Below are 13,326 nucleotides of genomic sequence, written 5' to 3' on the forward strand. Positions count from 1 at the left end.
TCCCCCTTGTAGAAATAATAAAGAACCCCTTGTTTTTATTATATACTAAATTATTAGAAAATTGCTCGTACAATGCTTAGGAAATGTTCTTCAGGAGGGTAAAGAGAGCACATGATGAACATTAGGGGAAGAATAAAAATGAGACTTTTGCCCCTCTTCGGCTCTTTTTTTTCTTTCCTTCTGTTGGTACAATACAAGAGAGAAAAGACTTTTAAAGGAAAAATGATAGAAGGAGAGCAAAATGGAGAAACTAGATGTAATTGGTGGGGGAAGCCTTGGATTATTATATGCAGGGTATTTATCAGAACAATGGGATGTTACTTTATACACTAAAACAGAAGAACAAGCAAATGCTATTAAGCAAAAGGGGATTTTAGTTTATAAAGAAGCTTCTCTTCGCTTTTTTCCAAAAGTAAAACCAATCTCTTCTTATGTGGATAAAGGTCATCTCGCTATAGTAACGTTAAAGGAATATCAGCTCTCTTCAATTATGCCCATTTTAAAGGCTACATGCCGTCCTCTGCTCTTTATTCAAAATGGTATGAATCACTTAAAAATGCTTGATAAATTAACAGCTGAAAATGTTTTTCTAGGAGTTGTGGAGCATGGAGCATTGCGGCTTAATGAAAATACCGTTCATCACAAAGGAGAGGGAAAAACAAAAGTAAGTGTATGGAGAGGGGAGAAAACATTCCTTTCTTCGCTTTTGACATATAACAAACAATTTCCATTTGTTTATGAAGATGATTGGAAGGAAATACTTCTTGGGAAACTTGTCATAAATATACTCGTGAACCCCTTAACAGCTCTTTATAAAGTGGAAAATGGAGTTCTCTTAGAAAATCCCTACTTTCTTCAAAATATGAGAGCTTTGCTTAATGAAGTACATAATGTGTTAGAGTTAAAAGATGTGGAAAGTACTTTTAAAAACGTATTAACAATCTGCAAAAACACCAAAGATAACCGTTCTTCAATGCTTCAAGACTTGCAAAATAAAGGTATAACAGAGATTGATGCAATCGTTGGTTACGTGTTGGAAGAAGCGGAGAGAAAGAAAATCGAGACGCCTCTCTTATCATTTTTATACGCTTCTATAAAAGGATTAGAAAAGGGGGAGAGTTAAGGATGGGAAGCATCTTTTCAGCGATTTTAGCAACGCTTATAACGCTTCCTTTAGTGGCGTTTATTCTGTTTTATGCTGTGCTTCGCAAGGTTTTGGGAAGCAATCGAAGAGCTTTTCATCTATCAATTGATATTACAACCATTATCCTTATTTTCTCTGTATACTGCCTATCTGCTGTTATTTGGGAAGGCTCATATTTATGGCTTATTTTACTCATCCTTTTAACTATTGCAGCTCTCACGACATTGCTACAGTGGAAGAAGACGAAAGACGTCCAATTTAAAAGAGTTTTAAAAGGATTTTGGAGAGTGAGCTTTCTTCTTTTTTTTATTGCACATTTAGCTCTTTTTATATATGGGATTTTTAGTCGTCTTCAAAATATTTAGCTGAGGCTATTTACTAGACGAATGAATGCATAGCATTGATAATGGGAAGTGTGAATTCGAGTACAGAAAGGAAGTTCATCAATGGAACTTATAGATTATGCGGGAAAACTTCTTAATCCACTTATGAACGATTATGTGAATGGAGATTCTTTTATTGGAGAATATTTTCATTATGATGTTTTATCTCCAAATGTTTATAAAGAGCGAAAAGAGGACTTAATGCTTCGCTCGTTACCAAGAGAGGCATTAGTAAATCATTTGCTTTCATATAACGAACATTTAGGTGCCTGTAAAGAAACACTAGCAAGCATTGAGACTTTAAAAAACGCGGAAACAACGGTTGTTGTCGGCGGACAGCAAGCAGGTCTCTTAACAGGCCCGCTTTATACGATAAATAAAATTGTTTCTATTCTTAAATTAGCAAAAGAGCAGGAGGAAAAGCTAGGTTCGCGCGTTCTCCCTGTCTTTTGGATTGCAGGAGAAGATCATGATATTGCTGAGATTAACCATATTTTTGTTGAAGGAAACGGAATGAAAAAACACGTCTACAAAGATGGGGAACAGAAAATGGCTTCTGAGGCAGTACTTCATAAAGAAACCCTCCAAAAATGGGTGAAGGAAGCTTTTCAAGCATTCGGGGAAAAGGAATATTCTAAAAAAGCAATATCGTTTGTTGAAACCTGTTTGCAAAGTGCGACAACGTACGTTGACTTCTTTGCTCTCCTCATTACAAAGTTATTCAGCAAACATGGCCTCATTTTAATTGACTCAGGTTCATCATCTTTAAGAAAAATTGAAGCTGATTTCTTCACACAACTTATTAAGAAGAATGCTAAAATTAGTGAAGCTCTTGAAGAAACGCAAGGGAAACTTCGTCACCGCTATAAAAATGCTATTGAAACAGACATTGCTAATGCTCATATTTTTTATTCAGAAGATGGACATCGCGTATTGCTTCAAAGAAATGGAGCCAAATTTTACGGGAAAAATGGAAGCATTAAACTTTCAGAAGATGAGCTTTTAACGATTGCTGAAGTAAAGCCCGAACTTTTAAGCAATAATGTAGTAACTCGTCCTCTTATGCAAGAATATTTGTTCCCAACGCTTGCTTTTATCGCAGGACCCGGGGAAGTAGCTTATTGGGCTGAACTTGGGGACGTTTTTGGGACTTTTGATATGAAGATGCCTCCTGTTGTTCCAAGACTCTCTTACGCAATTATTGAACGTGGAATTGCGAGAGATATGGAAAAGTTAGATTTATCGTTAGAAGACGTTTTCTCTGGTAACGTTGCTGTACGTAGAGATGAATGGCTAAAAGAGAGTGGGCAAGGAGCATATCTTTCTCATATTGAGTATTTAGAAGAAGAAGTAGAAAAAGTCCATTCATTATTTCGTGATAAAGTATTGCAAGAAAATAAAAATTATGTTGATCTCCTTCATAAAAATCGACAGCTTATTATGAGACAAATATCCTCTATTAGCCAAATTATGGAGAAAGATCACTTGAAAAGACATAGTGCGACTTGGAATAAATATCTTTCGATTGAAAATGCTCTAGTCCCACAAAATGCGCCACAGGAAAGAATCTGGAACGTTTTTTACTACATAAATAAATATGGTTTTACATTTGTAGACGAACTTGTAAGCTGTTCTGTCGAGTTTGATCATAAATTGAAAATCATTTATTTATAAGAAAATCCTGCCACTAGCAGGATTTTTTTTTGACCAAATAGAATTAAAATTATAAAGAAAAACATTTTATGAAAAAAACATTTTTGTTTGTAAGAAAGAAGTCAAGTCGGAGATACTAATAAAGAAGAACAATTTCAAAAGAAAACACATCAGGACTTTTCAATCTTAAAATGTGAACATTATAATGCAACAGGAAGCGTTTTTTTAGCCTTCAAACTGTGGGAGTAATTGGATGTTTTTTTTCATGTTTTACAATGACATAATAAATTGACAAAATTCGTCGATAGTTTGTAGAAAAAGCTAAAAAAAACAAGTAATTTAATATATAATAAAAAAAGCATCCTAAATTAGAGGGTGTAATAGTTTAGGGAACAAAAAGTAGGTGCTAGCATGTTCAAACATAAGACAGTTTTATTAGAAGAAGCAGCAGAGGGATTACATATTAAACCCGACGGCATTTATGTGGACTGTACCCTTGGTGGAGCAGGACACAGTGAATATATTTTACAACAGCTATCATCAGAAGGTCATCTTATTGCCTTTGACCAAGACGATGTAGCATTAGAAAATGCAAAAGAAAAGCTAGCTTCTTATGAAGGAAAAGTAACATTTGTAAAAAGTAACTTCCGCTTTTTAAAAGAAAAGCTAGCAGAACTTGGCGTTACGAAAGTTGATGGAGTTTTATTTGATTTAGGCGTTTCGTCCCCACAGCTTGATACCCCTGAAAGAGGATTCAGCTATCATCATGACGCTCCGCTAGATATGCGAATGGATCAACAATCAAAGCTAAGTGCATTTGACGTTGTAAACGAATGGCCGTATGAGAAACTTGTGAAAATTTTCTTCCAATATGGAGAAGAAAAATTTTCTAAGCAAATTGCGCGAAAAATTGAAAGTTATCGAGAAACGAAAAAAATTGAAACAACAAGTGAGCTTGTCGAACTAATTAAAGAAGGAATCCCAGCTCCAGCCCGTAGAAAAGGCGGACATCCAGCAAAACGGGTGTTTCAAGCTATTCGAATTGCTGTCAACGATGAGCTAGGTGTTTTTGAAATGGCGCTTGAACAAGCAATTGAGGTTGTGAGAAAAGGCGGACGTATTAGTGTTATCACGTTCCACTCATTAGAAGACCGCATTTGTAAAGCAAAGTTCAAAGAAAAAAGTTCTTTACCAGACTTGCCCCATGGGTTACCTATCATTCCAAAAGAATATGAGCCAGCATTAAAGCTGATTACAAGAAAACCAATTCTTCCGAGTGAAGAAGAGCTTAATGAAAACAATCGTGCACGCTCTGCTAAGCTACGTATAGCTGAGAAAGCAAAAGAATAAGAAGGTGCGATAAAAAAAGGGAGGGGTTACATTGAATAATTTAGCGTATAAATTAAAGGAAAAAGAAAGAGAAGTTGTCCAGCACGAAATTAAACATGTAACAAAAAAGAAAAAAGTACGTCTTCCTTTAGGTGAAAAGCTTATTTATGTAACGTTTTGTGGGTTTATGCTGTTCGGTTCGATTCAGTTTATTTCGAATCAAGCTGCTCTATATGAAGCAAATGCGAGTGTGCAAAAAGTAGAAGAAAAAGTAAAAGCTCAAAAAACAGTAAATATGGATTTAAATGATCAAGTAAAAGAGCTTAGTCAATATGATCGCATTTTAGAAAAAGCTAAAAAACTCGGCTTAGAAATGAATGCAGACAATGTGAAAGTTGTGAGTGAGAAGTAATGTCGAAACAAAACAATCGATCAATACGAAAAGGGGCAGCGATATTAATTTTAATATTTGGTTCGCTCTTTTTTGTGTTAGCTGGTCGCTTTTTTTATATCGAAGTCACAGGAAAAGCAAACGGTCAGCTTTTAGCTTCACGAGCTGAGAAAGCTCATACGCATAAAAGCACAATTGAAGCTCATCGGGGCACAATTTATGATCGAAAGGGTACTGCTGTTGCCGAAGATACAACAGCGTATACCGTGATTGCTATTTTGGACAAAGATTATGAAGACCATGTCAAAGATCCAGAAAAAACAGCAGAAAAGCTTGCCCCTCTTCTTGATATGAAAGAAGAAAAGCTGCTTTCGCTCTTAACGAGAAAAGGAGCGTTTCAAGTTGAGCTTGGCCCAGGCGGACGTAATATTAATCATGAGCTTCGAGCAAAGATTGAAAAGTTAAATCTACCTGGAATAGGATTTAAAGAGAGTTCCAAACGCTTCTATCCAAATGGGGAGTTTGCTTCTCATATCATTGGGTATGCTCAAAAAAATGATAAAGGTGAAACTGTTGGAATGATGGGGATTGAAAAGCAGTTTAACGACGCTTTAACAGAAAAGGATGGCTATATGACGTATGAAAGTGACTCCACGGGTTTAAAGCTTCCTAATCCAAAAGAATCCATTGTTGCACCTAAGCAAGGAAAAGATGTGTATTTAACAATCGACCAAAAAATTCAAGTCTTTTTGGAAGAGTCAATGAGCGAAGTGCAAAAAGAGTATGAACCATCAAGTATTATTGGCATTGTAGCAAATCCTAAAACAGGCGAGATTTTGGCTATGTCAAATAGACCTGGATTTAATCCAAATCAGCGGAACATCCAGAACTTTGGAAACAGTGCTATAAGCTCTCGGTTTGAGCCTGGCTCAACAATGAAGATTTTCACCCTCTCAGCAGCTGTTGATGCAGGAGTATACAACGGAGATGAGCTGTATAAATCAGGAAGTTATAAAGTAGGCGGCAGTAAAATTGGCGACCATAACAATGGTGTTGGCTGGGGGCCTATCACATATAACGAAGGAGTACAGCGTTCTTCAAATGTCGCTTTCGCAAAGCTTGCAATGGAGAAAATTGGTCCTGATCGACTTATGGAATACTTTAAGAAATTTGGTCTTGATAAAAAGACAGGAATTAATATCCCTGGCGAAGTAGGAAGTAAATTTGTGTACAATAAACCGCTTGAACAAGTTACAACAGCATTTGGACAAGGCTCAGCTATTACAGCTATTCAACAAATCCAAGCTGTAACGGCAGTTGCCAATGACGGAAAAATGATGAAGCCGTATGTTGTGAAAAAAGTGGTTGATTCTCAAAAAGATAAAGTGATTTCAGAAACAAAACCAGAAGTAGTAAGCAAACCAATCTCTGCTGAGTCTGCAAAGGAAGTACGTAAACTGCTTCGTACGGTTGTTACAGGCGAGCATGGAACAGGGGCTGCTTACGATATTGATGGATATGAAGTAGCAGGGAAGACAGGAACAGCACAAATTGCGGGAGAGGACGGTAAGTATCTGACAGGCCGTGAAAACTATACGTTTTCATTTATGGGAATGGCTCCAGCAGATGATCCTGAATTAGTGATGTACGTTGCTGTTAAGCAGCCTCATTTGAAAGCATATGAAACAGGTGGAAAGCCAGTTGCAGAAGTGTTCAATCCGACAATGCAAAAAAGTTTGCAGTATTTACAGGTGAAACCTAGTGAAGAAGAAAAAGAGAAAACAAAATCTAGTGAAACAAAGTATGGAAACACGCTAGATTCATATGTTGGTTCTTCTGTTGAGGAAGCAAAGAAAGAATTAACAGGAAAAGGGCTATCTCCAGTTATTATTGGGAACGGAGAAACGATTGCAGAGCAGCAGCCTGCTCCAGGTTCGAGAATCATTTATGGAAACAAGGTTTTCCTACAAACAGATGGTTCACCAACAATGCCTGATTTGACCGGATTTTCTTACCGTGATGTGCTCGAAATTAGCGAGCTGCTTAATTTAAAGACAGCTATTAGCGGTCACGGATATGTAGCAAAAGGCAGTCAAAGTATTAAAAAAGGTGCCTCATTGGAAAATAAAAGTCTTTTAAGCGTGGAACTTCACTCAGCAAAGAAAGCAGCTGAAGAGAAGCGAGAAGATAGTGATGAAGAACAAGAAGAATCAAGTGACAGCAACGCACCGCTTGATTAATAGATTAAAAGATTATGGTTTTCAATAAATCCAATGTTCTCACAAGTAAGAGCGTTTAATTCTTATTTGTGGGAACTTTTGCTTGTGAATAGGCCTCCTCTGTTCGTTCTATATGAGAAAGTACAAGCATATAGTAGAGAACGAGCTTAAACGTAGGGGAGGAAACGTAATATGCGCGTGTCTGGAGTTACCGTTCGAAAGCGACTGTTAATCGTCCTTTTTGTCGGGATTCTTATCTTTTCGATTATTAACGTTCGCTTAGGATACGTTCAGTTTGTATTAGGAGACACATTAACAGAGCAAGCCAAAAGTTTGTGGAGCCGAAACATTCCGTTTGAGCCAAAACGTGGCGAAATTCAAGACCGAAATGGAGTAGAGCTTGCAACAAATAAAAGCGCCCCTTCTGTTTTAATTGTCCCCAGACAAATTGAAGATCCTGTAGAAACTGCAGAAAAGCTTGCTGCTGTACTTAATATGTCAAAAGAAAAAGCATACAAGCATGTTACAAAGAAAGCAGCAAGTGAACGAATTAATCCAGAAGGGCGTAAAATCTCTCATGAAAAAGCAAAAGAAATTCGCGCGCTTGGATTAAAAGGAGTTTATATTGCGGAAGATTCTATTCGTTATTATCCATTTGGAAGCTATTTATCTCACGTATTAGGGTTTGCAGGAATTGATAACCAAGGGCTAACAGGTCTTGAAGCATATTATGACAAGCAGCTTAGCGGGGAAAAAGGAGCAGTTGAATTTTACTCTGATGCAAAAGGTAAAAGAATGCCTAATATTGCAGATGACTATACGGCCCCTGTAGATGGACTAAATTTAAAGCTGACAATTGATACAAAAGTACAAACTATTTTAGAACGGGAACTTGACCTTGCTGATTCTAAATACAATCCTGATGGAATGATTGCCATTGCAATGAATCCCAAAAATGGAGAGATTCTAGGCATGTCAAGTAGACCGGATTTTGATCCAACAAATTTTAAAAATGTACCTGCTGATGTGTACAATCGAAATTTACCGGTTTGGAGCGCTTATGAGCCAGGATCTACATTTAAAATTATTACGTTAGCTGCTGCTCTTGAAGAGAAAAAAGTAGATCTTGCTAAAGATACGTTTGTTGATGATGGATCAATTGAGGTAGGAGGCTCAACTCTTCACTGTTGGAAGAGAGGCGGACATGGTGAACAAACATTTTTAGAAGTTGTACAAAATTCCTGTAACCCAGGTTTTGTAGAGCTTGGAGAACGTCTCGGCAAAGAGAAGCTTTTTGATTATATTAAAGACTTTGGCTTTGGACAAAAAACAGGAATTGATTTACAGGGAGAGAGCAAAGGGATTTTATTTAATCTTGACCGCGTTGGTCCTGTTGAACAAGCAACAACAGCATTTGGTCAAGGTGTATCTGTAACGCCTATTCAACAAGTTGCAGCTGTTTCTGCTGCAGTAAATGGTGGTACTCTTTATACGCCACATATTGCCAAAGAATGGACAGATCCTGTTACAGGAAAAGTCGTGAAAAAGCAGGCACCTGAAGCGAAGCGTAAAGTTATTTCAGAGAAAACGTCTGAGCAAATACGCTATGCACTTGAAAGCGTCGTTGCAAAAGGTTCTGGTAAAGGTGCATATGTAGAAGGGTATCGAGTTGGAGGAAAAACAGGAACAGCGCAAAAAGTAAAAGATGGAAAATATCTAGAAAATAATCATATTGTTTCTTTTATCGGCGTAGCTCCTGCGGATGACCCAGAGCTTGTTGTATATGTAGCTGTTGATAATCCAAAAGGAACCGTACAGTTTGGAGGAGTAGTAGCAGCTCCGATTGTCGGAAACATTATGGAAGATAGCTTGCGAGCAATGGGAGTTAAACCGCGTAAAGATCAGATTGAAAAAGAACTAACATGGCTTGACACACCAATGATTGAAACACCAGATTTAGTAGGTCTAGATAAAAAAGACTTACGCGAGCAGCTTGTTGATTTAAAAATAGATGCAAGCGGAAAAGGAGATGTTGTTGTGAAACAGTCTCCAAAAGCTGGAACAAAACTTAAAGCAGGGTCTACGGTTAGAATTTATTTAGGAAAAAAATAAACTCTACGGGCAATTTTATAAAGGTTAGCGTATGCTTAGCGGATTTGGAAATGAAATTATTTCAAGAAATAAGCCTTGGGGAATTCCCCCGTGGCTTATTTTTCTGTAAAATGGGAAGAGGAATGACGCAACTAACCCTTATATTGAGTTTGTGGACATAAAAAGATACAAGAATGGTTTAGGTAAAGGAAGGTTTGAATACAATGAAACTAACAGAATTAATTAACGTTTTGCCAAAGTGGCAGTTCAACGTTACAAGTAACGAAAATCCAGAGATTACTTCTCTTAAGATGGACAGCCGAGAAGTTGAAGAAGGCTCCCTGTTCTTCTGTGTGAAAGGGTATACGGTTGACGGACATGACTATGCCAAAACAGCAGTTGAAAAAGGTGCAGTAGCTCTTGTAGCAGAACATGAGCTAGATGTTGATATTCCGGTTGTGATTGTTAAAGACACAAGACGAGTTATGGCTTTGCTTGCTAACTTTTTTTACGGACAACCAACTGAGAAGTTAAAGCTTATTGGCGTAACAGGAACAAACGGAAAAACAACAGTAACGCATTTATTAGAAGCTATTTTTCAAGAGAAAAAACAAAAAACAGGTGTTATTGGCACAATTGAAACAAGAATTGGTTCCGAAGTTTATCCTGTTCAAAACACAACTCCTGAATCGCTTGCCCTACAAGGTATTTTTAGCAAGATGGCTGATGAAAATGTCGAAGTTGCAGCAATGGAAGTTTCATCACATGCGCTTGATTTAGGACGTGTTCACGGTTGTGATTACGATGTAGCTGTATTTACGAATTTAACACAAGATCACCTTGATTATCATCATACAATGGAAGAGTATCGCTATGCGAAAGGTCTTCTTTTCTCTCAGCTTGGAAACCGATTTGAGGAAACGTCTCCTAAATATGCTGTCCTAAATGCTGATGATGCTTCATCAGAACTATATGCCAAAATGACAACTGCTTTTCTACTAACGTATGGTATTCATGTGGAAAGCGACATTATGGCTCGCAATATTGAAATGACAAGTAGCGGAACAACGTTTGAGCTTGTAACGCCTCTTGGAAATAAGACAATGCACGTTAATTTAATTGGTGAGTTTAGCATTTATAATATTTTAGCTGCAGCATCGGCTGCATTTGCGCTTAATGTAGATTTAGAAACAATTGTAGCAGCTCTTTCTAAAGTAAAAGGCGTTGACGGTCGTTTTGAGGTTGTCAATGGAGGACAAGACTATACAGTTATTGTCGATTATGCTCATACACCAGATAGTTTAGAAAATGTGTTAAAAACGGTCAAACAATTTGCCGAGCAAAATATATATGTTATTGTTGGGTGTGGTGGAGACCGAGATAAAACCAAACGTCCAATCATGGCCAATGTAGCTGTGTCATATAGTACAGAAGCAATCTTTACTTCTGATAACCCGAGAAGTGAAGACCCAAAAGAAATTCTAAACGATATGACAACAGAACTCACAGAAGAAAACTTTACAACAATTGAAGACCGTCGTGAAGCAATTCAGTATGCGATCAACAAAGCGCAGGCTAAAGATGTTATCGTAATTGCTGGTAAAGGTCATGAAACTTATCAAATTATCGGTGGAACTGTTAATGACTTTGATGATCGCAAAGTTGCACTAGAATCTATTGAAAGCAAAACGAAGCAGGCATAAACCTTAGATCTGTTTTTTGATGTTAAGAGGAGGAAATCACGTGTTTGAGCAATTGATATTAGTAACAATTTTGGTGGGGTTTTTAGTAACGGCGGTTTGTTCCCCTTTCTTCATCCCGTTTTTAAGACGTTTGAAGTTTGGCCAAAGCATTCGTGATGAGGGACCAAAATCACACCAGAAAAAAGCTGGAACGCCAACAATGGGCGGAATTATGATTTTACTTTCCATCGTGATCACAACGCTTGTGATGACAAATATTTATCTAGAACCAACAGTTGAAACATTCTTACTTCTATTTGTAACAATTGGATTTGGTTTATTAGGCTTTTTAGATGACTTTATTAAAGTGGTTCTAAAGCGTAACTTAGGATTAACGTCAAAGCAGAAACTGCTTGGGCAAGTTGTTATTTCCGTTATTTTTTACATTGTAGCGCGTTCAGCTAATCTATCAACAGCGGTGAATATTCCGGGTACAGATGTAGAAATCGAGCTTGGTATTTTTTATGTTATCTTTCTAATTATTTGGCTTGTTGGGTTTTCAAATGCCGTAAACTTAACAGACGGGCTTGACGGTCTTGTATCTGGAACAGGAGCGATTGCATTTGGAGCTTTTGCTGTGCTTGCTTGGTATGCAGGGCAGTTTAACGTAGCTATTTTCTCTGTAGCTGTTGTTGGAGCTTTACTTGGCTTCTTAGTTTTTAACGCTTATCCAGCAAAAGTATTTATGGGAGATACAGGTTCACTAGCGCTTGGAGGCGCTATTGCTACAATTGCCATTTTAATTAATGCTGAAATTCTGCTCATTATTATCGGAGGCGTATTTGTTATTGAGACGCTATCTGTTATTATTCAAGTTATTTCATTTAAAACGACAGGACGACGCATCTTTAAAATGAGTCCTCTTCATCACCACTATGAGCTTAGCGGATGGAGCGAATGGCGCGTTGTTATGACGTTCTGGACAGTTGGTTTACTATTTGCGATTTTAGGCATTTATATTGAGGTGTGGATTTAAGTGAAAACAATCAAAACATATGAAAATCAAAATGTGGTTATTTTAGGATTAGCCAAAAGTGGGCTAGCCGCTTCTAAACTTCTACATAGACTTGGAGCTAATGTAACGGTAACAGACCGTACAGAACCAGAAGAAGAAGTAAAAAGAGAACTAGAAAAAGAGGGGATCTCTTCTGTATTTGGAGAGCACCCTCTATCCCTTTTAGATAATGCTTATATGGTTGTGAAAAATCCTGGAATTCCATATCGCATTCCTTTTCTCCAAGAAGCTTTAAAAAGAGAGATTCCTGTGATTACAGAAGTTGAGTTAAGCTATGAGCTGTCAGAAGCTCCAATTATCGGAATTACGGGAAGCAATGGGAAAACAACGACAACAACTCTCATCTATGAGATTTTAGCAGCAGCCCAAAAAGAACCCCTCATTGCAGGCAATATTGGAACGGTTTCTTGTGAAGTTGGAGCTAAAGCAGAAAAAGACCAAGTTATTGTTACAGAGCTTTCATCTTTTCAGCTTATGGGTATACGAGAATACAAACCTAAGATAGCTGTATTATTAAACATTTTTGATGCTCATTTAGACTATCATTCTTCAAAAGAGGAATATGTTGAAGCGAAGTTTAATTTATTTAGCCATCAGGATGAAGAAGATTACGCAGTTATCAATGCTGATGACCCTGTCATTTCTGCTAATCTCGGGAGTATCAAATCAAAAGTTGTCCCTTTTTCACGTCATAAAGAGCTGAAAGAGGGAGCTTATTTATCAGGAAATAAACTGATGTTCCAAGAAGAGGAAATTATTAGCTGGGATGATGTTTTATTAAAAGGGGAGCACAATATTGAAAATGTTTTAGCAGCGATTGCTACATGCAAGCTTTACGGAGCAAGCACAGAAGCGATTGTAAGTGTTTTGAAAACATTTACAGGTGTTAAACATCGAATGCAGTACGTTACAAATATTCATGGCCGAGCGTTTTATAATGATTCAAAAGCAACGAATATTTTAGCAACAAAGGCAGCACTTTCTGGTTTTAAAGAAAACGTCATTTTATTAGCTGGCGGTCTTGATCGTGGAAATGGATTTGAAGATTTAGAAGATGCGCTCTCATGTGTAAAAACGCTTGTCACATTTGGAGAAACAGCGCCAAAGCTTGAAGAGACTGCAAAAAATGTGGGAATACAAACAATCAAATGTGTCGATAATGTAGAGAAGGCTGTTGCAGCAGCATATAAACTGTCAGAAGAAGGAGACGTTATTCTTTTATCACCTGCATGCGCAAGTTGGGATCAGTTTAAAACTTTTGAAGAGCGCGGTGACATGTTTATTAATTGCGTGCATAAGCTAAAATAGGAGCTTGTCTCAAAAACTGTTCACACCTTAGGAAGAAGCTCTGAATTCTTG

10 protein-coding genes are annotated in these 13,326 nt (G+C 37.5%); all 10 read left to right on the forward strand.

Features of this window, described 5'->3' with window-relative positions; all coding sequences use genetic code 11:
- Positions 1-241 precede the first annotated feature (241 nt).
- The 10 genes from B9N79_RS03300 to murD all read left to right on the forward strand — a co-directional run bounded on the left by B9N79_RS03300 (position 242) and on the right by murD (position 13,275).
- Positions 242-1,123 carry a 2-dehydropantoate 2-reductase gene (locus B9N79_RS03300; protein ID WP_085117706.1) on the forward strand — a complete coding sequence of 294 codons (882 nt, stop codon included), beginning with the start codon at positions 242-244 and terminating at the stop codon, positions 1,121-1,123.
- 2 nt (positions 1,124-1,125) lie between these two features.
- Positions 1,126-1,509, forward strand: coding sequence for a DUF3397 domain-containing protein (locus B9N79_RS03305; RefSeq protein WP_019391718.1), 384 nt, complete (start codon positions 1,126-1,128; stop codon positions 1,507-1,509).
- An 81-nt stretch (positions 1,510-1,590) separates the two neighbouring features.
- Positions 1,591-3,201, forward strand: coding sequence for a bacillithiol biosynthesis cysteine-adding enzyme BshC (gene bshC / locus B9N79_RS03310; protein ID WP_019391719.1), 1,611 nt, complete (start codon positions 1,591-1,593; stop codon positions 3,199-3,201).
- Positions 3,202-3,591: 390 nt separating this feature from the next.
- Positions 3,592-4,530 carry a 16S rRNA (cytosine(1402)-N(4))-methyltransferase RsmH gene (gene rsmH, locus B9N79_RS03315; protein WP_046217813.1) on the forward strand — a complete coding sequence of 313 codons (939 nt, stop codon included), beginning with the start codon at positions 3,592-3,594 and terminating at the stop codon, positions 4,528-4,530.
- Positions 4,531-4,561: 31 nt separating this feature from the next.
- Complete coding sequence (gene ftsL / locus B9N79_RS03320) at positions 4,562-4,921, forward strand: cell division protein FtsL (protein ID WP_046217812.1); 360 nt, start codon at positions 4,562-4,564, stop codon at positions 4,919-4,921.
- On the forward strand, positions 4,921-7,140 hold the full coding sequence (locus B9N79_RS03325; protein WP_040056704.1) for a penicillin-binding protein: 2,220 nt from the start codon (positions 4,921-4,923) through the stop codon (positions 7,138-7,140). Before ftsL ends, B9N79_RS03325 begins: the two co-directional genes overlap by 1 nt.
- 171 nt (positions 7,141-7,311) lie before the next feature.
- Positions 7,312-9,231: a stage V sporulation protein D gene (locus B9N79_RS03330; RefSeq protein WP_040056703.1), complete on the forward strand. Its 1,920-nt coding sequence runs from the start codon at positions 7,312-7,314 to the stop codon at positions 9,229-9,231.
- A gap of 203 nt (positions 9,232-9,434) precedes the next feature.
- The gene (locus tag B9N79_RS03335) at positions 9,435-10,913 is read left to right on the forward strand and encodes a UDP-N-acetylmuramoyl-L-alanyl-D-glutamate--2,6-diaminopimelate ligase (protein ID WP_040056702.1); all 1,479 of its coding nucleotides are present in this window, start codon (positions 9,435-9,437) and stop codon (positions 10,911-10,913) included.
- 40 nt (positions 10,914-10,953) lie between these two features.
- Positions 10,954-11,928, forward strand: a complete 975-nt coding sequence (gene mraY, locus B9N79_RS03340; protein ID WP_040056701.1) for a phospho-N-acetylmuramoyl-pentapeptide-transferase — start codon at positions 10,954-10,956, stop codon at positions 11,926-11,928.
- Complete coding sequence (murD, locus tag B9N79_RS03345; protein ID WP_040056700.1) at positions 11,929-13,275, forward strand: UDP-N-acetylmuramoyl-L-alanine--D-glutamate ligase; 1,347 nt, start codon at positions 11,929-11,931, stop codon at positions 13,273-13,275. It abuts the gene before it with no gap.
- Positions 13,276-13,326: the final 51 nt, after the last annotated feature.

The sequence above is a fragment of the Priestia filamentosa genome, assembly GCF_900177535.1.
Taxonomy (GTDB): Bacteria; Bacillota; Bacilli; order Bacillales; family Bacillaceae_H; genus Bacillus_I; species Bacillus_I filamentosa.

Bases quoted from the DNA above. Each gene is read 5' to 3' on its own strand.
- B9N79_RS03330 (WP_040056703.1), top strand. From the start codon at position 7,312: ATGCGCGTGTCTGGAGTTACCGTTCGAAAGCGACTGTTAATCGTCCTT.
- B9N79_RS03335 (WP_040056702.1), top strand. From the start codon at position 9,435: ATGAAACTAACAGAATTAATTAACGTTTTGCCAAAGTGGCAGTTCAAC.
- B9N79_RS03305 (WP_019391718.1), top strand. From the start codon at position 1,126: ATGGGAAGCATCTTTTCAGCGATTTTAGCAACGCTTATAACGCTTCCT.
- B9N79_RS03300 (WP_085117706.1), top strand. From the start codon at position 242: ATGGAGAAACTAGATGTAATTGGTGGGGGAAGCCTTGGATTATTATAT.
- B9N79_RS03325 (WP_040056704.1), top strand. From the start codon at position 4,921: ATGTCGAAACAAAACAATCGATCAATACGAAAAGGGGCAGCGATATTA.
- bshC (WP_019391719.1), top strand. From the start codon at position 1,591: ATGGAACTTATAGATTATGCGGGAAAACTTCTTAATCCACTTATGAAC.
- rsmH (WP_046217813.1), top strand. From the start codon at position 3,592: ATGTTCAAACATAAGACAGTTTTATTAGAAGAAGCAGCAGAGGGATTA.